Below are 22,945 nucleotides of genomic sequence, written 5' to 3' on the forward strand. Positions count from 1 at the left end.
AGCTGAAGACCCCACAGGGAGCGTTCTTTGCGACCGAGGAGGCTGAGGCGTTGCCCACGGAAAGCAACTGCCCGGAGCGGAAATCAACGTCTCAATTACTGGTGATTCTATAGATAATGTGACAAAAGAAACAATAGTTACGAAAAGAGTTTTTTAAAAAAAGGAGTGGATTTATATGCCATATGTAACAGTAAAAATGTTAGAAGGTCGTACAGATGAACAAAAAAAGGCTTTGATTGAGAAAGTAACGGAGGCGGTAGTTGAAACTACAGGTGCATCTCAAGATAAAGTTGTTGTTTTTGTAGAAGAAATCGATAAAAAGTTGTATGGTGTAGGCGGGAAAAGACTGATTGACTAAAAACTAAATATGAACATAGAGAGAGCAAAGTGGATTTGCTCTTTTTTTATTGTCCTTCTGTACTCTAGTTAAGTGAAAAAGTACCTTCATATAAAAAGGTTTCTACAAGCTGATAACTTCTAGAAACCATGTAATAAAATATTAGTGCTGTATTTGTTCGATAAACTGCCACGCTTCTTCTAAGTCTTTACTTGTGTAGTTTGATTTCTTTTTTACAACCTGAATTTTTTCTTCTATTTCAGCCTTTGTTAAGTCATCAAAATAGAGCATCGTAGAGACTAGTTCTAAGAAACGTGAACTCTTTTCTTTCATTTTCTCTATTTTATCTTCGATTGGCGGAAGCTCAACCTGGGAGTGATTCAAAAATTCTTCACCTTGTTGTGTCATCCCGTAACGGTATTGATAATAATTACTTTTATCTTCCTTTACTTCCGAGATAAAGCCTAAGTTACAAAGCTCCTCAATACGTAGCGTTAATTCCTCAGAATATGGTCCATAGAAATGAAATTCATATTTTTCATCATACGGAACGCCACACTTCTTTAATATATAAATCATCTTTTGTAGTTTTTTTCTACCTACTACCTCTTCCGATGCAGAGAAAAATTTCATTAATTTTGCATGATTTGCTAACAAAACAAACATCTCCTATCTACTGTTAGAAAACTGCTTTTATATCCTATTTTATTGACCCTAAAACTATCATTTTAAAAGAGAGACTAGCTATTTAGGATTTCAAGTATCCTTGCCTTGGCCTCTGAATCATCTGGCAATGCTTCAACAAAATCTAATGGGAAATAAAGCTTATGGTCGGTTCGTTTTTTTCCTGATATTGCTTCAACTATATCCGATTCCCTAGAAAGCTCTCTTAAATCTTGGTTCGGCATAAGAAGGTGAATCGGTAAGCGCTCCTCTTCTTCACCAGGACGGTAGAAGTCATACGGTAAATCAGACGAGGAGTCGACAACCAAGTAATACTCCGGATCCATACCAACATCACGGAATAAACTGTATAGCTCCATCCATTCCTTCATTTGTAAATTCGGATTAAATTCCACATATTTAAACAGCTGTCTATTTGTGAATCTTACACAGAGGTCACTAATAATTGAATCCTTTTCATCCGCCCACATTTGAAAGTAAAATAAGACGACTGATTCATCAAGACGAAGATAATCTTCTAAATTAACGTCTCCTTCAAAAAAGGAGATAAAGTGTGTTGGTTCAAAATCAAACTTGTAATTTTGTTCATACAAATGTTTGGCACGATGTAATATTTTAGATAAAATTACCTCCGCACTCCTTGTTACAGGGTGAAAATATACTTGCCAATACATTTGATAACGACTCATAATATAGTCTTCAACAGCATGCATACCCGATTCTTTAATAACTACTTGATCTTCCACTGGTCGCATGACACGCAGTATTCGTTCCATATCAAAATGGCCATAGCTTACCCCTGTAAAATAGGCATCGCGCTGCAAGTAATCCATTCGATCTGCATCAATTTGACTGGAAATCAGGCTTACGACAAGCTTGTCTTCATAGGTCTTATTTATGACATCAGCAACCTTTTGTGGAAATTCTAAGTCTACACGCTTTAGAATTTCATTCACATGAGTATCTCCAAGGATAATCTTCTTGGTGAAATCCTCATGGTCTAATTTAAATACCTTTTCAAAGGAATGCGAAAATGGTCCATGTCCTAAATCATGAAGAAGCGCTGCACATAAACAAAGCAACCTTTCATCGTTATTCCAATCTGGCCGACCTTCAAAGTTCAAGAGAATTCTTCTAACTATCTCATAAACACCTAAGGAGTGGTTAAATCTACTATGCTCTGCTCCGTGAAAAGTAAGATAAGTAGTTCCTAGCTGCCTTACCCTACGTAACCTTTGAAATTCTGGCGTACCAATTAGATCCCAAATAACCTGGTCCCTCACATGAACATACCTATGTACAGGATCTTTAAATACCTTTTCTTCGTCTAATTTTTCGTCTTTGTATGCCATTAGTTGATCCTTTCTCTGCCTATTCGATCTCCTGTTTCTTGTGTAATCAGATAGTAGTTTCGGGTCTATTTAGATTCGTAATGTTCTACCATTATATAATAGTTTACTGCGAACAAAAATGGTTTTTGTTAAAAAAACGCACATGAAATCTTAGGTAATTTGTCTAAATCCCTGTCCTCACTAGGGAAAAGCATTTTTATTTTTTTAAAAAAGTTATACCCTATCCTACCTATGATTTACTAATCAGATTTTTCGCAATCTGCTATAATAGGATAGGTTTATTTAAATAAAATTTCACTAGCCCAGCCCTTAGTAAGGCGTTGGCCTAGTTTGACTTCTATTTTCCGCTCTTTAAGAGGGAGATAGATGATAAAGGAGCAAATAAAATGACTGATTGGCAGCAGTATTTTACTAATTCAACAATCCGCTTTATAGATCACGGCGAACCATCTGCACTACCAACTGCTATGGCTTCGTTTGCTGTAGATGATGCCTTAGCTATTTCAGTTGGGAATAGGATGTCACCCACAACGGTTCGCTTTTGGGTACACGATCCAACAATCGTTCTAGGAATTCCAGATGCAAGATTACCATATGTAAAGCCCGCGATAGACTGGTTACATTCTCAAGACTATCGAACAGTAGTCCGAAACTCTGGAGGTTTAGCTGTAGTTTTAGATGAAGGTGTACTGAATATGTCGCTCATCTTACCCAACGCCAAGCATGTTGGCATTCACGATGGTTATGATGCAATGGTTCAGTTTATCAAGCATATATTTAATGATCTTACTGACTCCATTGATGCTTTTGAAGTTGTAGGTTCCTATTGTCCTGGTGATTATGATTTAAGTATAAATGGCAAAAAGTTTGCAGGAATTTCACAAAGACGAGTGAAAAATGGTTCAGCAGTACAAATATATTTATGTGTTGAAGGTGATGGTGCCGAAAGAGCTAGCCTTGTAAAAGAGTTCTATCGTCTAGGCTTACAAGGAGAAAAAGGTAAATTTGATTATCCCATCATAGAACCAGATACGATGCAATCCTTATCGCAGCTATTAAAACGTGATTTGACTGTTGCTGATGTTAAAGACAGAATTGTCACTGCTATTAATAATTTAGCTAATGACGTACGTATCGATGATCTAAACGAAGACGAATTAGTTGATTTCCAAAAACGAATGGAACAAATGATTGATCGTAATGACAAAGCACTAGGCGATCTCACATGATGATGTGTTGATCGCCTAGTGCCTTTTTATAGTTGGATATTGTGGTTGTTAGGTCTGACGCATTTCCACATTTGACTGACACATATATAGCATATTAAACGCATTTCTTTTATTAAGTAACGCATATCTCATTTTATTTGACGCATTCCTTGGTCAAAATGGCGCATACCCTGTTGAAAAGGCAAAATTATTCTACTTATACTCTATTTTCTGAATGCGATAGGATTCCAATGCTTGCCAATCTATTTCAAAGCCGATTCCCGCAAGGTCTGGAAGCTGAACTAATCCATTATGCATCGTTACTTCAGGCGTAATGATATCTTTTTCCCAGTATCTAGATGATGCCGAGGTATCTCCCGGTAAAATAAACTGTGGCAATGTGGCAAGAGCTATACTATGGGCACGTCCTATCCCAGCTTCAAGCATACCGCCGCACCAAACAGGTACATCATGTTCTCTACAGTAGTCATGAATTTTTTTCGCAACTGTATAACCACCAACCCTACCTAGTTTAATAGTGATGATTTTACAGCTCCCCAATGCAATAGCCGTTTTCACATCGGATAATGTATGAATACTTTCATCTAAACAAATCGGTGTTTCTATTTGTCTTTGTAACATGGCATGATCTAAAAAATCATTATGACCTAATGGCTGCTCGATCATCTGCAAACCTAATTCATCAAATCGCTTTAGATGATCTAAGTCTTTGAGAGAATAAGCTGAGTTAGCGTCAGCCATGAGGGGAATGTCAGGAAACTGTTTGCGAACTTCCTTTAATATCGTCAAATCCTTACCTGGCTTAATTTTCAACTTAATTCGCTTATACCCTTCTGTTACATGCTGCTCAACCACTTTCAACAAATCAGACAGACTTTCTTGTATACCAACAGCAACCCCTACTTCAACAGGCTTTTTATTGTCTCCCCCTATTGCATCTGCTAATGGGATAGCTTGTCTTTTTGCATAAAGATCCCAAATCGCTCCTTCTAAACCCGCCTTCGCCATATTGTTTCTTCGTATCGGCATAAATAACTCAGCAACTTGATCCGGATGGGAGAGTTGTTTTTTTTGTAAAAGTGGAATTAAAAAGCTGTCCATCATGTGGAATACTGTTTCTGTTGTTTCTTCCGTGTACCAAGGGGTGGGGAAAGCAACAGTTTCTCCAAAGCCTTGATTTCCATCTTGGTCGATTACTTCAATAATATAAAAGTCTTTGTTCTGAAAATGATCTAGGCTAGTTGTAAATGGTGCTTTTAGCTTCATATTAAGTCGATGAAGGATAACGGATTCTATCGAGAAAAGATCTGCCATACACGATATTCCCTTCTAGCATTTGTTAGATTAATCATATCTGATACCATAATTTTTTACCAATATAACTTATGGAGGCAAATGTTAAATGTGATTATTTGTAAGAAATTGTTTACAAATTGTACGAAATATATTACAATTTAATGTGAGGTGGTAAAAGTGCTATCTAACAAGTTAGTCATCTATCGGGCAGAGAAGGGATGGACCCAGGAGCAGCTTGCAACAAGGGTGGGCGTCAGCCGTCAGACCATTGCTACTCTAGAAAAAAATAAGTATAATCCTTCCTTAATTCTCGCCTTCAAAATCGCCAGTGCTTTTGAAAAGCCGTTAACGGAAGTATTTGATTACAAGGAGGAATAACCACTATGTTTTGGTTGGAAGGTTTATTTATTGTAATGGTATTTATCAGTCAAATGTATGTGATTAGGTTTCAATCAAGTTATGAAGGGAAAGACGAGCGTGGTAAAGCAATACAATATAAAACAAATAATATGCTATTCAACATTCTTTACTTAGGAGTTGTTTTACTCGTTGTCTTGCATTTAGTTGAAATCGTTCCGACCAATTCCCTACCTAATATATTATTGTATTTCCTACTTTCTATTAGTGTTTTTGGAAGTATCACTACTTTTGTTAATAAAAATAAAACTAATTATTAAATCATTTTGTCATAAAACATTTAGCACCTAAAAATGAGCTCGAAGTCCAATAGACCTCGAGCTCTTACTCATTACTTATAAAGATTGCGCTGCTGTTATGATAGCTAGCTTATAGACATCATCAGAGTTACAACCGCGAGATAAATCGTTAACAGGCTTATTTAATCCTTGTAAAATTGGACCGACAGCATCAAAGTTACCAAGACGTTGTGCTATTTTATAACCAATGTTTCCTGCTTCTAATCCTGGAAACACAAATACATTTGCATCACCTTTGATAACAGAGTCTGGAGCCTTTTTCTCTGCTACAGATGGAACAAAAGCAGCATCAAATTGGAATTCCCCATCTAATACAAGGTTAGGCTGTTTTTCTTTAGCAATAGCTACTGCATTCGCTACTTTTTCTGTTTCATCAGATTTTGCTGAACCTTTTGTTGAGAAGCTTAACATTGCCACTCTCGGCTCTATATTAAATAAATGCGCTGTCTCTGCACTTGCTATGGCAATTTCTGCTAGATCCTGGCTATCAGGAGCAATATTGATTGCACAGTCAGCAAATACATATTTTTCATCCTCACGCACCATAATGAATACACCAGATGTTTTCTTAATTCCAGGTTTTGTTTTAATAATTTGAAGGGCAGGTCGAACTGTTTCTGCAGTTGAGTGAGCTGCACCACTAACCAATCCATCTGCTTTATTCATATAAACAAGCATGGTTCCAAAATAGTTTTCATCAAGTAAAGCCTTACGGGCATCATCTTCCGTTGCTTTTCCCTTACGACGCTCTACAAAGCTTGCTACCATTTCATCGAACTCTGCATAATTAGTAGGATCAAGAATTTCAGTATTGGTAATATCGACGCCAATTTCTTTCGCCTTCTGTTCTACTTCCTCTTGTTTTCCAACTAGTACAGGTACTAAAATTCCTTCTGCACCTAATTGACTAGCAGCTGTTAAAATTCTTTCGTCTAATCCTTCAGGGAATACGATTCTTCTCCCGTTTTCTTTTAAACTTCCTTTTAACTTTTCAAATAAATCACTCATGTTTAAACCCTCCAAAATCATTTCTGTTATATATGATACGCTTTTTTGTGTATGAATGAAAGTGTAACGAAAAATGAATACGCTTTTTTGGCAATTTTTTATTCTATTCTTGTCAAAAACGTGACAATTTACGGACAGCAATCGTTGGTAAATCAGATTGGCTGTTAGAGCGACAAGCGTTATAGCATTTTGCATTCCGATTACGTACTGCTTGCATCCTTAATGATTATCATTCCCTAATTATGTTATATTAAAAATAGAAGTTACGATGAAGGAGAGATATTACATGCCAGAAGCAGTTGAAACCATGGATGGTTGGTATTGTTTACACGATTTACGAAAAATAGATTGGAGCTCCTGGAAACGCGCAACTCAGGAAGAACGAGATGAAGCAGTTGCAGAGCTAGAAAATTTACTAACAAAATGGGATAAGATCGAAGAAGATAGACAAGGTAGTAATGCTTTTTATTCGATTGTGGGACAAAAGGCGGATTTAATCTTTATGTTTCTTCGTCCTACTATGGAAGAATTAAGTGAAGTAGAGCTAGAACTAAATAAATCCAAAATAGCTGAATTCACTATTCCTACCTATTCTTATGTATCGATAGTAGAGCTTTCTAAATACATGGCAAAAGAAGGCGAAAACCCTGAAGATAATCCAGGAGTTCGTGCACGTCTAAAGCCTAGACTTCCGAAATGGGAACATATCTGTTTTTACCCGATGGACAAGCGTCGCGAGGGTGACGATAACTGGTATATGCTACCTATGGATGATCGTAAAAAATTGATGTATGAGCACGGTATGACAGGCCGAAAATATGCTGGTAAGATCCGTCAAATCATTACAGGTTCAATGGGATTTGATGACTGGGAATGGAGCGTTACTTTATTCGCACATGATGCATTAGATATCAAAAAACTCGTGTATGAAATGCGCTTTGACGTAGTTAGTGCTAGATATGGTGAGTTTGGGCCATTTTATGTAGGGAACCTGTTAACAACAGAAGGTCTCTCTTCTTATTTACAAGTTAATTAATATACATGTAACAGATTCAAATTATATTTGGATCTGTTTTTTGTTTGATTTTTTCGTAGCTATTTATGATTTGGTCATCATATCTATAAAATACGTTGCAAAAATTATTCTATCCATTTCAATCGTTGCGGTATTTTGAGGTAGAAGAAATTAACCGCACTAATCCATCTCAATCGTTGCGGTATTTAAAGGCAGAACGAATTAACCGCACTAATCTGCTTCAATAAGTTGCGATTTTCTTTGTGGAAAGGGATTGTAAAAAGTTAGTTGCTACGCATTTTATCTCAACTACTTCACTCCGGAAAAATATGTGAGGAACTTTATTTTCGTCTACCTGATTTTGAAGGATTCCCCTTATTAACCCAATCCTGTCCACCACTTCACGAAATAGATCAATGTTTCCTCTACAATTAATCCCCTATCTTTTTCAAAAATATAGTCATTCTTTTGTTATGGTTGCATACCTATAGGTATTAGAGAATGTGTGCTTATCTCAGTACGACATTCACTAAAAGCTGTCTTGCTTCGAAGAGAGAGGTGACATCATGGCTGTAATACAACATACGGAGGAAGATGTGAAGCTACTTGCACGTCTTATGAGGGCTGAAGCAGAAGGCGACGGCCAACTTGGAATGTTAATGGTTGGGAACACAGGTGTTAACCGGGTTCGTGGTGATTGCTCTGATTTCAAAGATATCCGTAACGTCAGGGACATGGTTTATCAGAAACCAGGTGGATTTGAGGCTACAGTCAAAGGCTATTTCTATCAACGAGCTCGTCAGCAAGACATTGATCTGGCTAGAAAGGTGATAAACGGAAAAAAGTATCATCCTGCAAGCGCATCGCTATGGTTTTTTAGACCAGAAGGCAGTTGTCCAGCACAATGGTTTGATCAGTGGAATACAGGGAGATATAAAGCTCACTGTTTCTTTGCACCATCAGAGTCGGATTGTCCAAATGTTTATTAGTTAGGTTAATGGTTTGGAGGCATCTGCTTACGGAAGCTTCTTTCCATACACCATAAAGCCTTAAAAAAGTTTTAAGTTTCACATCTTGAAGGGAGAGGTTTACATGAGCAATGAAGAAAACAGACAAACGCCTGAAGGATATTATCCTGCGTACAATCCAGGAGCACAGGCAGTACCAGGGGCGTCTATCGCTCAAGGGCAAGGATATCCAGGGTATAATCCAGGCTATGGTTACGGCCAAACACCACAGCAGGTTCCTTACGGGTATCAACTAGGAACTCCGATTCCACAAGTACCACAACCAAATGTTCCAGGAATGCTACCAGTAGAAGAATCCTATATCGAAAACATCCTACGTCTTAATAAAGGCAAACTAGCAACTGTTTACATGACGTTTGAAAATAACGATCGTTGGAACGCAAAGGTGTTTAAGGGAATTATTGAAGCAGCAGGAAGAGACCACATCATCTTAAGTGATCCTGAAACAAATAGAAGATACTTATTACTAATGGTTTACTTAGATTACATTACATTTGATGAGGAACTAAATTACGAGTATCCATATGGGGCAGCACCAATATCCGCCTACCCACCAAGGTAACTTAGGTATTAAAAAGACCCTTGCCGCTTTCACGCAGCAAGGGTTTTGATTTTTACTATTTAGATTTTAACTAGGATTTGATTTTCAAGTACCAGCTTGTAATCGAAGTGCTTTTTTCAGAAAGGAGGATAATCCATGCGTCACCCGTTTCAAGCATATGTTCAATTACAATATTTCACAATGATCATCACCTTAATACTAGGTGCCATTGCACTTATAAATCAAAGTACGTTCCTGGCTCTACTAGGGTGTATAACACTTGCTCTTAGTCTTGGTTGTGAAGGGTTGGTCGAATGGAAGAAAAAACGAGTACTCCCTTTCGCTCAACAGATAATTAGATCCGTACTAATTGTTATCTTTGTGTGCTATATATACTTTAGGTAAACTTTATTACTGCATATCCTAACAATACCCAACCAATTAAAAAAGCAACTCCACCTAAAGGGGTAATCATAGCAAACATTTTTATCGCTGTTGTAGAATAGATGTATAAACTACCCGAGAACAATAGAATTCCAACAAAGAAGAACCAACCTGCCGTCACAAACTGAGTCCCTTGAAACTTAGATAGCAATAATCCAGTGACGAGCAGGGCCATGGTATGAAACATCTGATAGTTAACTGCCTTCTCCCAAGTGGATAAAGCCTTCTCCGATAATTTCCCTTCTAAACCGTGTGCACCAAAAGCACCAAGTGCAACTGCTAAAAATCCATTGAGAATACCTAATAATAAAAAGATTTTCATTTTCGCCTCTCCCTTTAACTACTAAAATTCAAATATAGAACTACCGTTAGCATCATCATGATCTATTTTATCATTTGAACGAGGCTTATCCACTGTAGGTTTCGCTAGAGATGAACTTAGGTCTCCCATCATCTTTCGCAATTCCAATTCTTCACTAGCAGTTTGCGACACTGACTCCATTTTTGAATCCGACTCATCATCTAATAGTAAATCACACATCAGGCGGATTGCATGGATGTGCTCACGAAATGAGTGTTTACTGTCCTTACTAACCATGGCCTGTTGTAGTTCTTTATTCATTTTGCTTAGTATTGTTTGGTTACTAATAGCCAATAGAATTCCTCCTTTCTAGCTAAAGAAAATACCATTTATGAAGATAACGATAATAATGATTGGAGCTACAAACCTTATAATAAATAGCCAAAAATTCCCGAGTGGTGAATCCTTTAGATCAGTCGCATCCAAAGCCTGTTTCTTCGTAAAGTACCATCCAGCAAAAGCTGCCATCACAAGCCCACCAATTGGCAAGAAAATATTGGATGCAATATAATCCATTGAGTCCATAATATTTCGCTTCCCTATTGGAGTAATATCCTTCCACTTACCCATTCCTAAAGATACTGCAATACCTAAGATAAACATAATTAAGCCAGATAGTACAGATGCTTTTTTTCTACTCCATTTCGTCACTCTAACTAAATAGGCCACTGGTACTTCCAATATTGATATAGAAGAAGAGATAGCTGCTAGACTCAATGCTAGAAAGAATAGAATTCCTACTAATCCACCGAATGGCATCTGACTAAAAATATCAGGTAGCGTAATAAAGACCAATGGTGGACCTGAACTCGGCTCAATATTGAAAGCGAAGACAGCGGGAAAAATAACGATACCCGAAATCACTGCGAAAAGCGTGTCCATGATCCCAATGCCTACCGTTGCACTTGGCAAACGATGTTCTTTAGATAAATAACTTCCATAAGTCATCATTGTACCGACGCCTAGGCTTAAGGAGAAAAATGCCTGGCCTAATGCCGCAATGTAAACAGATGGATCACTAAGAACAGACCAATCCGGGGTAAAAAGGAACCTCACTCCTTCCATTGCGCCATCTAACGTTAAACTATATCCAGCCAAAATTAATAATAATATAGCTAGTATCGGCATAAAGATTTTATTAGCAAGTTCAATTCCTTGCTTCACACCAGCTAATACAACAAAGATTGTGATAAACATAAATAACCCATGCCAGAATAAAGGCTGATATGTTGTGCTAATAAATGTTTCAAAAGCTGCTCCATATCCCTCAGTGGGTTCAATCGATAGGGAACCAGTTATATACTCCCATAGATAATAAAGCGCCCACCCAGCAACTACACTATAAAAACTTAAAATTAAAAACGCACTACCAACACCAAGGAAACCTGCTAAAAACCACGGCTGTTTGGGCGCTAGTGTTTGATAAGAGCCCACAACATCACTTTGTGCTTTTCTTCCAATACTAACTTCTGTTAACAGTAATGGAATACCAATAATTAAAATACTAGCTAAGTAGATGATCAAGAATGCTCCTCCACCATTTTCCCCTGCAACATAAGAGAAACGCCATATATTTCCTAATCCAACAGCTGATCCCATCGCTGCTAGCATAAATCCTAATCTTGATGCCCAATTTTCTCGCTGCACAAATTCCACTCCTTTTTATTGATTTGCAATTCTTCTGACCTCCTTAGTTAGTTGAGGCCATTTTCTTCACTATTGAAATCTTGAATTGTTATAACATATAATTTATCATTTCAATTACTATATTCTACACGAAACATCATTAAGCTAAAAGTCATATCCCATCATACTTATTTAAAACTAGAATGGAGCGGAGATTAATGGATAAATGGTTTGCAAAAGATTCCACGCAATATTTCGAAATTTTCTCTTCTAGTCACTTTACAATGCTAATCCTTTACTTTGTTGGAGTACTATTTCTTTTAACCATACTAAAATACAAAGATAAATTCTCCCCCTTACTTCCTTATATCCAGTGGACGTTATTTAGCTTTTTACTAATGTCTGAAACTTCCTATCAAACTTGGTCGATAGTCAATGGCCTATGGAATCCTAGTGGCTATTTACCACTCCATCTTTGTGGTATTGCTTCGCTAATAGCAATGGTAGCTTTAGCAACTAAGAATACACACCTTTCGTACATATGTTTTTTCTTTGGATTAGTCCCAGCCTTTATGGCATTGGTAACACCAGAGTTACCTTATGACTATCACCATTACCGTTTTTCTAAATTTTTTATCCACCACATGGCTATATCCTGGTCTAGTCTATTTGTCATGATCATACATGGCAAAAAGTTACACGTGCAAGCTTTAGTAGGTTCATATGGATTACTGGTGTTATATGCATTGGTTACTGGCTATTTCTTAAACCCTTTATTGGATGCAAACTACTTATTTCTAGCAAATAAGCCTACAGCCAATACGCCATTAGATTTACTAGGCACGGGATTCTGGTACTATATCAAATTAGGCGCCATTACTTTATTTGTTTTTATTCTACAATTTTGTGGATGGAATTATGTAATAGGTAGGAAAGGGTAAAGTTAAGGTAATACAATTAGACATTTTAGCGGTCGTACTTATAAATCAAAAAAACTCAGAACCTGTCATAAAGTTTTGAGCTTTTGTTATGTAATCATTATGTATGATGTGGTTAATACCGGACATTTTAACTATTCCATCAATTTGCTTTCAGCTTTTTCTCTTCTTTATGCTGTTGATATAGCCATGCCAGAAATTCTCGTTCCTTTTCGGAAAGCTTTCGACTCAACTCCTTTTCAACACTATCTACAAAACAAGAGAAGTGATTCATTATATATAACCCTCCTTATTGAAAGCGCTTACCGTTATCTATGTAACAAAAACGTTTTACTTATATTGTTATATTTTACAGTTAAATATGTTCATTATCAAGTGCTTACCAAATTTATGTAATATATTTAAAGTTACCCACCTAGCGTGTTACCTATTCCTCCCATCCCAATTAACCTTTACTATTCAACTATAAATATTGGTTGGAATAGTATAAAAGATATAGAAGTCTGATTAACGCATACCCTTTTCCCTAAATACAAATTACCTAAACCTATTTTTAGAATTTTTTTTACTTGAGGCAGATAGACTATGATAGACTATGCGCTAATAAATTAGCTTTAAAAAAATGAACTAAGGTTTAAAATTCCGTCAGACGCTTCCCAGTACTAAATTTTTCAACCAGAATGCACGGGGTATCCCCATACATACTGATTAAAAACAGCCTTAATGTACATTTGATTCTTTCATGCTTTTTCTTTTCCTTCGCTGTTTTAAGAAAAAAGATTGAAGGATAGAAATCTCCCATTCTATTAATGGTTCCGTCAACGCAACCACTAGTTTACTAGATAAAAACCACACAATAGTAGCTGTTATCACAACTAACCCTATCCCATCCAAAAATGTGTTAACCTCAATCAAATCATGAACCCTAAAATACTGGATGAATAAGCCGTGTAGTAGGTAAACATATATAGTTTTTTGGCCCAAATTTGTAAATGAATATTGCTTTTCAGGAATCCAAGCCAGTACACTGACAATCATTAATATTGATATAAGGTAAATAGCAAACCGTATCAATCCTCCTAGCTCTGCAGCTCCCATTGACTGATAGGAATGAGATCCTAGTAACCAGGAAATAGATAAATCGGGCATAAACAGTAGAAATATGAATGATGTTAAAAGAATAAAGATACTAGCTAATCTTATGAATTTCTGCTTTAACTGGGCTATATTCTTCTTCGTACACCAATAGCCTATTAAGAAGAATGGGAAAAAGACAAATGTTCTCGATAAACTAAACGTATGATCAATCATGTCCACATAGCCAATGATAATCCCTAACTCAACGGATAGAATGATTCCAAATAAAGGTGGCATCTTTTTAAAACCAATCAATAATAAATGCCAACTAAATAAGCTTACCAAAAACCAAAGCGCCCATTGTGGATCATAAAGACTTGATTCCCATTCAGGCTTGCCAATTAGATAATAGTAACCCGTGTATAGTAATTGAAAGAATAGGTATGGACCCAATAATTTTTTGGCTAGCTTCCGTAAATAACCGGTAGATGCGCTACCTCTTGCAAAAAAACCACTGACAAATATAAAAGCTGGCATATGGAATAAATAAATCCATTTATATAAAACTTCACTAATGTAATATTGCCCCGTGACTGGTTGAATAACATGACCAAATACTACTAAAAAAATTAAAAAGAGCTTCGCATTATCAAAGAAAGCTTCCCTTTTCATATAAATCATCCTCTAAGTTGTAGTTATAATACCATGTGTATAAAGCATTCGATCAATGGTGAACCATTTATATGGTTTGTAAACAAATTGTAAAAGCATTGTTTCAATTGAAATCAAAATTTTAACAGTTTGGAATCTCTATAGGAATAGGTACTAGTACCTATTCCTATAGAGATTCCATTGATATATTCATAACTATCTTTACTTATGAACGTACCTATATGATACGAAATAAGTAGAGTTTTTTTATCATTACTCACTAGGCTGTTTACTAAAACCTAATTGTTTTACTAATTTTCCTCAGTCGTTTTAACTGTAAAATCAGCTACTACAGGAAGAGGCATTATATAGATAAAGCAATCCAATAAAAAAATGCTCTGATCATTGTCAGAACATTTCTCGGATCATAGCATTTATGCTTTTTTCCTTGTAGCTTTCTTTTTGGGGGCCGCAACCTTAGGTTTAGTGAGTTTCTTTTCCGTTGCTTTCTTCTTAGCTGTAGTCTTTTCTTGTGGTGCAGCATCTTTTTCAGCAGTTGTAGTTTTCTGTTTTGGCTTTTCGGTAGCAGGCTTCGTTTGTTTTGCTCGATCAAGTGATGCTTCCAACGCCTCCATCAAGTTTGTTACATTTGTCGCAACAGGCTTCTCTTTAGCTGTTGTAGTTTGATCTTGATTTTTCTTTTCTTCAATTAGATCCAACAAGGATTGACGATACTCATCTTGATATTTTTCAGGGTCAAACTCCGCTGTTAATTGGTCAATGAGCATCTTCGCTGTATCTAGCTCTTTTGGTGGGATTTCCGTTTGCTCCGGTACATTGGGTACATCTTGCACATTTCGCACTTCGTCAGGATAATGAATGGTTTCCACGACAAGGGTATTATCGTACACTCGAATAACTGCCATTTGTTCTTTAGATCGGATAATCATTTTTGCGACACCAATTTTGCCCGTCTCTTGAAGCGCAGCACGGAGAAGGGAATAAGCTTTTCCTCCACCTTCGTTTGGAGAAAGATAGTAACTTTTTTCAAAGTAAACAGGATCAATTTCTTCTAATTGCACAAAGTCCACAATCTCCACTGCTTTATCGGTTTGCAGCTCTTGCAATTCATTTAACTCTTCTTCCGTTAACATTACAAATTTATTTTTAGCATATTCATACGCTTTGACAATATCATCATTCTTAACTTCAACTTCACACACCGGGCAAATTTTCTCGTATTTTATTGGTGATTGACACTCTTTATGAAGCTGTCTAAGTTTTACATCTTTATTTTCAGTAGCTGCATGCAGCTTAACAGGTATATTAACAAGGCCAAAACTGATGGTTCCTTTCCACATTGTATGCATGTTAGTTGAACCTCCTTTTTAGTTAGATTGTGCAGAATCCTTTGTTTTATGTTTTATGAAAAGAATAATAAGTTTCAGTAGGAGTAAAACTAAAGCTGAGGTGTTGATATGGCATTAATGCAACCAAAACCAAGTGAAGACATTCCATCTGGAGAACAGTGGATTTATGAAATAAAGTACGATGGATTTCGTGCGACCTTAACGATAAATAAGGATCGTGTCCAACTCATAAGTAGAAATGGGAAGGATTTGAGCGCAAATTTTCCCGAGATCATTGAATATTGTCAAAACAAAAAAGAAAAAGTAGCATCTTTGTTACCATTGAAATTAGATGGTGAGATTGTCATCTTAAATACAAAGTACCAAGCGAACTTCTCCCTATTACAGCAAAGGGGAAGGTTTAAGTCTGTGGATAAAATAACTCAAGCAGCAAGAGAAAGACCTGCTCATTTTATGGCCTTTGACCTATTACAATTAAACGGAAAATCCCTTTACAAAAATAAATTCCAGAATCGAAAATCAGATTTAAAGAAGGTCATGGAGCTATTAGCTATTACATATGAAAACGAGGTTGATTGGGAAGAAAGAATCGGTTACGTAGCTTCCCATTCAGACCCCAATCTACTTTGGAATCTACTTGATCAACATTTAGGTGAGGGTGTAATCGCCAAACGCGTGGATAGCAATTACACGGAAGGAAAAAGTCATGGTGACTGGTTTAAAATTAAAAACTGGCGGACATTATCTGGGTTTATTACCGCCTTTGATCAAGACAATGGTTATTTTGAAATATCCGTGTTTGATCATGAAGCACCTATTATTCTCGGTAAATTCAAACATGGATTAGAAGGAGATGAACTGGCAACAATCAAACAGTTCCTCCACTCTAATGGAACTAAGCAAGGAACTATTTTCACTGTGCCTCCAGGCGTTTGTGTAGACGTAAATTGTTTAGGAGTGGAAGAAGGAGAGTTAAGGGAGCCGCAGTTTAAGCAATTCCGTTTTGATCTTAAGCCTGTGGATTGCACTCTTTCAAAGGTTAGAGAAGCGTTATCTATGTTTCCAACATCCATTGAGCTTACAAAACAAGATAAGATATTTTGGGACAAACCGCATGTAATAAAAGGGGATTTGCTTAATTATTTAAGACAAATTTCGCCTTATATGTTGCCACATGTAAAAAATAGAGCGTTAACTTTGATTCGTTGCCCTGATGGAATTGACGGAGAATTTTTTTATCAGAAGCACATGCCTGATTACGCTCCAGACTATGTAGCAGGAATGAAGTCAGGTGGTGAAACGTTGCTAGACTGTAGTTCCGTAGATGCACTTGTTTGGTTTGGCAATCATGGGGCTATTGAATATCATGTCCCTTTTCAACTAATGGGGAAAAACACACCAATAGAAATAGTATTCGATCTTGATCCACCAAGCATCAATGAATTTGATTTGGCGATATTTGCTGCAACTTTACTTAAACAGTTGCTTGACCAGCTTCAATTAACTTCATTTGTAAAAACTTCAGGAAATAAAGGGTTACAAGTTTACATCCCCATCCCTGAGAACAGCTTAACTTATGATGAAACTGCAACATTCACACAAGCCTTAGCCCTTTTATTAGAGAAGAAACACGGAGATTTATTTACAACAGAAAGGTTAAAGAAAAATAGAAATAACCGCTTATATTTAGATTATATTCAACACGGGAAAGACAAAACATTAATCGCTCCCTATTCCCCTCGGAAAACGGATGCTGCAACCGTTTCTACTCCATTGTATTGGGAAGAGATTACTCAAAATCTTGATCCAGCCAATTTTACTATTCACAATGTTGTGAAACGTGTCCAGCAAAATGGGTGTCCTTTTATTAGTTATCACCAGGCAAGAGACCGACAATCTCTTGAGATGGTAAAGCAGTTTATTAGGGGATAGGATTTTAAAAATGTTTTATTAGGTGAGACGCATTCAGTGTTCTGTTCGGCGCATATTTGCCGATTGACGCATTTATTCTCCTATTCGACGCATTTGCTGCGTGGGGGGACGCATTCCCTGCTCTGTTCGGCGCATTTGACCCGGGGGGTGAAGCATTTGTTCTTCCGTTCGACGCATTCCTATGGATTGACGCATTTATTCTCCTGTTCGGCGCATTTGCTGCGTGGGGGGACGCATTCCCTGCTCTGTTCGGCGCATATTTGCCTATTGACGCATTTGTTCTCCTGTTCGGCGCATTTACCTCGTGGGGGGACGCATTCCCTGCTCTGTTCGGCGCATATTTGCCGATTGACGCATTTGTTCTCCTATTCGACGCATTTGCTGCGTGGGGTGACGCATTCCCTGCTCTGTTCGGCGCATTTGACCCGGGGGGGTGACGCATTTGTTCTTCCGTTCGACGCATTCCTATGGATTGACGCATTTATTCTCCTGTTCGGCGCATTTGCTGCGTGGGGGTGACGCATTTGTTCTCCCATTCGACGCATTTACCTCGTAGGTTGACGCATTCCCTGTTCCGTTCGACGCATTTGGTTTATCTTGGTTATCACGGTCAGCATATTAATCCCTACAAAAAGTAAAAAAGCAACAGGAGGAGCACCTCACTGTTGCTTTTTCTATCATTTATTCAAATGGAATAGCCCATGTGCCATTTCGGAATATAGGTTCTAACTTGCCATCTTTAGTTTCACCATCAATATTAAGTTCTGCTGAACCAATCATGAAGTCTTCGTGAATTAAGCTGTCATTAACACCGTGTTTATCCATTTCTTCCGTGTCCATATTTGAGCCATCTTTTATATTGGTAGGATAAGCTTTACCTAAAGCCAAATGACAAGATGCATTTTCATCAAATAATGTATTGTAGAAGATGATTCCAGATTGGGAGATCGGTGATTCGTGTGGAACAAGCGCGACTTCCCCTAGTCTTCTCGCCCCATCTTCATCTGTATCTAGCATATGCTTTAACGCTTCTTCACCTTGCTCAGCTGAAAAATCAACAACTTTTCCATCCTTAAATGTTAGGGTAAAGTTGTCAATTAAATTTCCACCGTAACTAAGTGGTTTTGTGCTAGAAACAGTTCCATTAACTCCGTATTTATGTGGCATTGTGAATACCTCTTCAGTTGGCATATTCGGATTGAATCGCACTCCTTTTGCAGAAGTTGCTGCACCTCCGTGCCAAATATGATGTTCAGGTAACTCAATTGTTAGGTCTGTTCCTTCTGCTTTGTATATCAACTTTTTATATTGCTTCTTATTTAGAAACTCACGTGCTTGTTTTAATGTTTCGTTGTGTTTATCCCATGCATCCATTGGATTTTGCTGATCTACACGTGCAATACTGATAATCTGATCCCATAACTTATCTTTTGCTGCTTCAGGGGATACGTCCGGGAATACTTTTTCAGCCCAACCAGATGTTGGATACCCTACAATGGACCAACGAATTTTGTCATTCATCATATAATCTCGGTATTCACTAAGCGCAATCGCACCTGCTTTATTTACTGCTGAAATCCTCTCAGCCTCGATCCCTTTTAGTAAATCAGGGTTTTCGCCGTACACAGTTAATACAGCATAGTCATCTTTAGCCATTTCGGTTAAACCATCAGCTCTCCACTTCGGAAAATTTTCCAGAACCTCCATTGTTGCATGCTTCATTTTTTCAAAAGTTAAATCTCCATCATTCCATTCAATATGTACATTTTTGGCACCCGTTTCATATGCCTCTTTAGCAATTATACGAACAAACTCTACTGCTTCAATTGGAGCATTAATTAATAGTCCTTGTCCTTTTTGAAGGTTGACCCCTGTTTGAATAGCGAGTTTAGCATATTTCTGTAACGTTTCCATGCTTACTGTCATTGATATGTTCCCTCCTACCTTTTCTACTATTATTTCACATCTTTTTTACAATGAAAAGAATTCACATCTATAATAATCGATAAGCTGCGATATTACTAATTATACCAATAATAAAATTTAATTTAATACCTATTGAAATCCTATTAATCTGTTATACTATTTATACAAAATAATACAAAATTCTCTTTAAAGAGACAAAATAACCTATAAAGTTAGGAAAATAGACATAGAAAGAAGTGGAAATATGGATAAAACATCCGTTATTGGTCTTGTCGTCGGTGTTATTGCAATTGGAGTTGGGATGGTATTAAAAGGGGTTAGTCTTATAGCATTATTTAATCCTGCTGCCCTATTAATTATCTTCATGGGTACCGCAGCTTCTGTCTTGATTGCTTTTCCAGCAAGTACTATTAAAAAGGTACCAACACTTTTCAAGATATTGTTTAGGGAAGAAAAAGGTAGTGATATCCCTTCTATCATTGATCGTTTTACTGAATGGGCTGAGCTAACTAGAAAAGAGGGTGTATTAGCTCTAGAAGCTAAAGTAGATGAAATCGATGACCCGTTCATTCGTTCAGGCGTTCAGCTTGTGGTAGATGGTCAGACACCCGATTTTATTAGGGATGTACTAGATGAGAAAATAGATGCCATGGAACAACGTCACCAGAAGGGTGCTGCTGTATTCACTCAAGCAGGTACCTACGCTCCCACACTAGGTGTATTAGGGGCAGTTGTTGGATTAGTTGCTGCACTTGGTCATATGGATGATATTGATGCACTTGGCCACGCGATTTCTGCAGCTTTTATTGCAACCTTATTTGGTATTTTTACAGGTTATGTGTTGTGGCATCCTTTTGCAAATAAATTAAAAGAAAAGTCAAAAAACGAAATGCAAGAAAAGCATATTATGATCGAGGGTCTTTTATCCATAGCTAATGGGGAGTCTCCGATGGTACTTAAGGACAAATTGAGTTCCTACCTTTCTGCGTCAGAATTGAAGAAGCTTAGAAAGGATGATGGAGATAATGAGCCGCAAAAAGAAACAGCATGATGAGCATCATGTTGATGAATCATGGTTAATCCCATACGCTGATATGTTGACCTTGTTACTCGCTTTATTCATCGTTCTTTTCGCAATGAGTGATATTGACGCGCAAAAGTATCAAGCTCTCTCACAAGTTATGAAAAGTGAGTTTGCTGCAGGTGGCGAAGGAATCATGGAGCATAGGAGTAGTCCTGTAGAAAGTCCTAAAGAGTCGATTACTGATATGCAAAACGATGAAGAGATGGAAGAGCCTGTAGAAATTAGTGAAAATGATGCTACAAAAAGTGAACAGGAATTAAATCAGTTAGAACAGTTACAGCAAGAGATTAATAATTATATTGATGAAAACAACCTATCCGCTGTACTCGGTACGAGATTAACAGATGAAGGTTTAATGGTTGCCATTTTGAATGATGTGTTTTTCGACTCAGGTAGTGCGGTAGTAAAAGGGGATGGGAAGGAAATTGCTAAAGAGATGTCTGACATCCTTTATACAGAACCTCCCCATCAAATTATCGTAAGTGGCCATACTGATAATCAACCAATTCAGAATAGTCAATACAAATCCAATTGGGACTTAAGTGTAATGCGAGCCGTCAATTTTATGCGATTAGTATTAACCAACTCTGAATTAGATCCACAGAAATTCAGTGCAATGGGGTACGGTGAATACAAACCAATAGCACCAAATGATACGGATTCTAATAGAGCAAAGAATAGAAGAGTAGAACTTCTAATTTTACCGAACTATAAAATTAATACAGGCAAAGAGTAGAATTAGAATAACCAACGGGAACCACACACCGATTATTTTATTGGTGTATGGTTCCTTTTCGCTCTAATCCCATTATCAATCCTACTTCTTATTCAAAAGTCCCTCGAAATTTTATTATTCACATATTGAAAGTCCAATTTATTTTTGTATAAAAACATCATGTTCCAGATCAATCTGCACATTCCCCCTTATTGCCCTGGAAATCATACAGGAGTCTTCCGCTTTTTCGGTAAGTCTAATTGCTTTTTGAAGCTGTTTTTCGGTTGCGTCTTTTTCTAATATAATCGTGGGCCTATGGATAATTTTTTGATAGGTAAAGATACCATTTGTGACGTCAACTACCCCTTCTGAGCTAAGTTCCATGAAATGAAGTGGTAGTTCCGCACGCTCAATCATTGCCGCCAGCGTAATAATATAACAAGTTGCAGCAGCCCCAAGTAACATTTCATCTGGATTGGTGCCTGTTCCAGGCCCATCCATTTCTTTTGGGATAGATATCTTCGTCTTTAAATTTTCCGCCTCTATACGGCCAACATTATTGCGCCCACCTGGCCAGTCTGCTTTTAAATGAAAATGATGTAATGTCATGGTTTCTCCTCTTCCTTTACGCTATAAGTGTAAAAAAGGTAGAAGGGATCCCTTCTACCTTAAATTTGTCTATTAACTAGATGGTTGGTTATCTTTTTCTTCACTCTTCTTACCTGACATGAACCAGCCGATTAGAACAATGGCTACTAAAACAGTGTAGAAGATAAGCTTCCATGTTACAGAATGAGGAAACTCGTGTGGGATTAAATGAACATCTTCGTGACCTAGTACGTTCATTAGCAACTTAATACCAACCCACCCTACAATTACGAAAGCTGCTTTTTCCAAGCTCGGACGCTCATTCAACAGTTTTACGAAGAAAGCTGCTGCAAATCGGATAACAATTAGACCTGCAATGGCTGCCAGAACGATGACGATAAATTTAGCTGCATCCATTCCTCCAAAGTGGCCTAAACCCGTTTCTGGTAAGGCAATTACTAATGCAACAGCTGCCAAGATAGAATCAATTGCAAAAGCGATATCAGCAAAAGCGATAGATGCTATTGTTGCCCGATAACTCTTCACTTTCACTTGTTTTTCGCCTTCGTCCTTCTTGGCTAAGTGCTTGATCGCAATGAATAGTAAGTAAGCTGCCCCAAGCGCCTGTACTTCCCATACGTGAAATAAAAATGAAATAATGAATAACGAACCTACACGGAAAGCAAAGGCCATCATAAGCCCAATATTTAATGCTTTCTTTTGTTGTTCCTCTGGTAAGTGTTTAGCCATAATTGCTAGTACCAATGCATTATCTGCAGATAAAAGTCCTTCTAATGCAATTAATACAAGTAGTACCCAACCATATTCTAACAATAGCTGTGCATCCAAATTCTTCACTCCTCCAAACTAATTTATAAATCCCACTAGTGGCAAAGTCCATAAAAAATGAGACCTTTACCACTGGTGGGTAAAGGTCTCGCTAACAACGTGAGTTGCCAATTAAGCCGGAGAGTTTCCTCTCGAAATGACGACTTTAATTGTACAGCTACTCCCCTTTATGTATAGC

General features: G+C 37.4%; 27 protein-coding genes. 13 read left to right on the forward strand and 14 right to left on the reverse strand.

The window, feature by feature from the left end; translation table 11 throughout:
- Positions 1 to 175: 175 nt before the first annotated feature.
- Entirely contained in the window at positions 176 to 358 is a 183-nt protein-coding gene (locus H7K77_RS01180; protein WP_186575887.1) for a 2-hydroxymuconate tautomerase, read from the forward strand.
- A gap of 141 nt (positions 359 to 499) precedes the next feature.
- Here H7K77_RS01180 and H7K77_RS01185 read toward each other — a convergent pair whose 3' ends face one another.
- Positions 500 to 994, reverse strand: coding sequence for a YwgA family protein (locus tag H7K77_RS01185; RefSeq protein WP_186575888.1), 495 nt, complete (start codon positions 992 to 994; stop codon positions 500 to 502).
- A gap of 83 nt (positions 995 to 1,077) precedes the next feature.
- Positions 1,078 to 2,373, reverse strand: a complete 1,296-nt coding sequence (locus H7K77_RS01190) for an HD domain-containing protein (RefSeq protein ID WP_186575889.1) — start codon at positions 2,371 to 2,373, stop codon at positions 1,078 to 1,080.
- 386 nt (positions 2,374 to 2,759) lie between these two features.
- Here H7K77_RS01190 and H7K77_RS01195 point away from each other — a divergent pair, with 386 nt between their 5' ends.
- Positions 2,760 to 3,602: a lipoate--protein ligase family protein gene (locus tag H7K77_RS01195; RefSeq protein ID WP_186575890.1), complete on the forward strand. Its 843-nt coding sequence runs from the start codon at positions 2,760 to 2,762 to the stop codon at positions 3,600 to 3,602.
- 192 nt (positions 3,603 to 3,794) lie between these two features.
- Here the strand turns inward: H7K77_RS01195 and menC are convergent, their stop codons facing one another.
- Positions 3,795 to 4,916, reverse strand: a complete 1,122-nt coding sequence (gene menC, locus H7K77_RS01200; RefSeq protein ID WP_186575891.1) for an o-succinylbenzoate synthase — start codon at positions 4,914 to 4,916, stop codon at positions 3,795 to 3,797.
- Between the two features lie 159 nt (positions 4,917 to 5,075).
- On the opposite strand from menC, the gene H7K77_RS01205 reads away from it, so the two are divergent.
- Both H7K77_RS01205 and H7K77_RS01210 read left to right on the forward strand, forming a co-directional pair.
- Positions 5,076 to 5,276 (forward strand): helix-turn-helix transcriptional regulator, encoded by a 201-nt coding sequence (locus tag H7K77_RS01205; RefSeq protein WP_186575892.1) that lies wholly within the window; start codon positions 5,076 to 5,078, stop codon positions 5,274 to 5,276.
- Positions 5,277 to 5,281: 5 nt separating this feature from the next.
- Complete coding sequence (locus H7K77_RS01210; RefSeq protein WP_186575893.1) at positions 5,282 to 5,575, forward strand: hypothetical protein; 294 nt, start codon at positions 5,282 to 5,284, stop codon at positions 5,573 to 5,575.
- Between the two features lie 75 nt (positions 5,576 to 5,650).
- Here H7K77_RS01210 and pta read toward each other — a convergent pair whose 3' ends face one another.
- A complete protein-coding gene (gene pta / locus H7K77_RS01215; RefSeq protein ID WP_186575894.1) occupies positions 5,651 to 6,622 on the reverse strand; it encodes a phosphate acetyltransferase in 972 nt (323 codons plus the stop codon).
- Between the two features lie 286 nt (positions 6,623 to 6,908).
- On the opposite strand from pta, the gene hemQ reads away from it, so the two are divergent.
- The 5 genes from hemQ (at position 6,909) to H7K77_RS01235 (ending at position 9,611) form a co-directional block, all read left to right on the forward strand.
- Positions 6,909 to 7,658 carry a hydrogen peroxide-dependent heme synthase gene (gene hemQ, locus H7K77_RS01220; RefSeq protein ID WP_186575895.1) on the forward strand — a complete coding sequence of 250 codons (750 nt, stop codon included), beginning with the start codon at positions 6,909 to 6,911 and terminating at the stop codon, positions 7,656 to 7,658.
- A 95-nt stretch (positions 7,659 to 7,753) separates the two neighbouring features.
- Positions 7,754 to 7,885: a hypothetical protein gene (locus H7K77_RS21445; RefSeq protein ID WP_268911878.1), complete on the forward strand. Its 132-nt coding sequence runs from the start codon at positions 7,754 to 7,756 to the stop codon at positions 7,883 to 7,885.
- Between the two features lie 318 nt (positions 7,886 to 8,203).
- Complete coding sequence (locus H7K77_RS01225) at positions 8,204 to 8,626, forward strand: cell wall hydrolase (RefSeq protein ID WP_186575896.1); 423 nt, start codon at positions 8,204 to 8,206, stop codon at positions 8,624 to 8,626.
- 103 nt (positions 8,627 to 8,729) lie between these two features.
- Positions 8,730 to 9,227 (forward strand): spore coat protein GerQ, encoded by a 498-nt coding sequence (gene gerQ, locus H7K77_RS01230; protein ID WP_186575897.1) that lies wholly within the window; start codon positions 8,730 to 8,732, stop codon positions 9,225 to 9,227.
- A gap of 135 nt (positions 9,228 to 9,362) precedes the next feature.
- Positions 9,363 to 9,611, forward strand: a complete 249-nt coding sequence (locus H7K77_RS01235; protein WP_186575898.1) for a hypothetical protein — start codon at positions 9,363 to 9,365, stop codon at positions 9,609 to 9,611.
- Here H7K77_RS01235 and H7K77_RS01240 read toward each other — a convergent pair.
- Genes H7K77_RS01240 through H7K77_RS01250 form a run of 3 tightly spaced genes read right to left on the reverse strand, consistent with a single transcriptional unit; the run spans position 9,604 to position 11,658 of the window.
- Positions 9,604 to 9,972 (reverse strand): DUF423 domain-containing protein, encoded by a 369-nt coding sequence (locus H7K77_RS01240; protein ID WP_186575899.1) that lies wholly within the window; start codon positions 9,970 to 9,972, stop codon positions 9,604 to 9,606. The two genes, H7K77_RS01235 and H7K77_RS01240, sit on opposite strands and share 8 nt — an antisense overlap.
- Before the next feature lie 21 nt (positions 9,973 to 9,993).
- Positions 9,994 to 10,305: a YwdI family protein gene (locus tag H7K77_RS01245; protein WP_186575900.1), complete on the reverse strand. Its 312-nt coding sequence runs from the start codon at positions 10,303 to 10,305 to the stop codon at positions 9,994 to 9,996.
- Between the two features lie 15 nt (positions 10,306 to 10,320).
- Positions 10,321 to 11,658 carry a sodium-dependent transporter gene (locus H7K77_RS01250; RefSeq protein WP_186575901.1) on the reverse strand — a complete coding sequence of 446 codons (1,338 nt, stop codon included), beginning with the start codon at positions 11,656 to 11,658 and terminating at the stop codon, positions 10,321 to 10,323.
- Positions 11,659 to 11,855: 197 nt separating this feature from the next.
- Between H7K77_RS01250 and H7K77_RS01255 the strand changes: the two genes are divergently transcribed.
- Positions 11,856 to 12,578 carry a YwaF family protein gene (locus H7K77_RS01255; protein WP_186575902.1) on the forward strand — a complete coding sequence of 241 codons (723 nt, stop codon included), beginning with the start codon at positions 11,856 to 11,858 and terminating at the stop codon, positions 12,576 to 12,578.
- 139 nt (positions 12,579 to 12,717) lie between these two features.
- On the opposite strand, the gene H7K77_RS21450 is transcribed toward H7K77_RS01255, so the two are convergent.
- From H7K77_RS21450 to ku, 3 genes are all read right to left on the reverse strand, one after another.
- Entirely contained in the window at positions 12,718 to 12,849 is a 132-nt protein-coding gene (locus tag H7K77_RS21450; RefSeq protein WP_268911879.1) for a hypothetical protein, read from the reverse strand.
- A 446-nt stretch (positions 12,850 to 13,295) separates the two neighbouring features.
- Positions 13,296 to 14,324, reverse strand: a complete 1,029-nt coding sequence (locus H7K77_RS01260) for an acyltransferase family protein (RefSeq protein ID WP_186575903.1) — start codon at positions 14,322 to 14,324, stop codon at positions 13,296 to 13,298.
- Positions 14,325 to 14,737: 413 nt separating this feature from the next.
- Positions 14,738 to 15,673 (reverse strand): non-homologous end joining protein Ku, encoded by a 936-nt coding sequence (ku, locus tag H7K77_RS01265; RefSeq protein ID WP_186575904.1) that lies wholly within the window; start codon positions 15,671 to 15,673, stop codon positions 14,738 to 14,740.
- Between the two features lie 117 nt (positions 15,674 to 15,790).
- On the opposite strand from ku, the gene H7K77_RS01270 reads away from it, so the two are divergent.
- Positions 15,791 to 17,605 (forward strand): DNA ligase D, encoded by a 1,815-nt coding sequence (locus H7K77_RS01270; protein WP_235988794.1) that lies wholly within the window; start codon positions 15,791 to 15,793, stop codon positions 17,603 to 17,605.
- A 72-nt stretch (positions 17,606 to 17,677) separates the two neighbouring features.
- Here H7K77_RS01270 and H7K77_RS21455 read toward each other — a convergent pair whose 3' ends face one another.
- Together H7K77_RS21455 and H7K77_RS01275 are read right to left on the reverse strand one after the other, a co-directional pair.
- Positions 17,678 to 17,800, reverse strand: a complete 123-nt coding sequence (locus H7K77_RS21455) for a hypothetical protein (protein WP_268911880.1) — start codon at positions 17,798 to 17,800, stop codon at positions 17,678 to 17,680.
- A 486-nt stretch (positions 17,801 to 18,286) separates the two neighbouring features.
- Positions 18,287 to 19,531: an aminopeptidase gene (locus tag H7K77_RS01275; protein WP_186575906.1), complete on the reverse strand. Its 1,245-nt coding sequence runs from the start codon at positions 19,529 to 19,531 to the stop codon at positions 18,287 to 18,289.
- 244 nt (positions 19,532 to 19,775) lie between these two features.
- On the opposite strand from H7K77_RS01275, the gene motA reads away from it, so the two are divergent.
- Positions 19,776 to 20,582 carry a flagellar motor stator protein MotA gene (gene motA, locus H7K77_RS01280; RefSeq protein ID WP_186575907.1) on the forward strand — a complete coding sequence of 269 codons (807 nt, stop codon included), beginning with the start codon at positions 19,776 to 19,778 and terminating at the stop codon, positions 20,580 to 20,582.
- On the forward strand, positions 20,557 to 21,351 hold the full coding sequence (motB, locus tag H7K77_RS01285; protein WP_186575908.1) for a flagellar motor protein MotB: 795 nt from the start codon (positions 20,557 to 20,559) through the stop codon (positions 21,349 to 21,351). The genes motA and motB overlap by 26 nt, the downstream gene beginning before the upstream one ends.
- A gap of 138 nt (positions 21,352 to 21,489) precedes the next feature.
- Here motB and H7K77_RS01290 read toward each other — a convergent pair whose 3' ends face one another.
- Positions 21,490 to 21,939, reverse strand: a complete 450-nt coding sequence (locus tag H7K77_RS01290; protein WP_186575909.1) for an OsmC family protein — start codon at positions 21,937 to 21,939, stop codon at positions 21,490 to 21,492.
- Between the two features lie 72 nt (positions 21,940 to 22,011).
- Positions 22,012 to 22,767, reverse strand: a complete 756-nt coding sequence (locus tag H7K77_RS01295) for a TerC family protein (RefSeq protein ID WP_186575910.1) — start codon at positions 22,765 to 22,767, stop codon at positions 22,012 to 22,014.
- Positions 22,768 to 22,945: the final 178 nt, after the last annotated feature.

It is taken from the genome of Aquibacillus kalidii (genome assembly GCF_014280935.1).
GTDB lineage: Bacteria > Bacillota > Bacilli > Bacillales > Amphibacillaceae > Aquibacillus_D > Aquibacillus_D kalidii.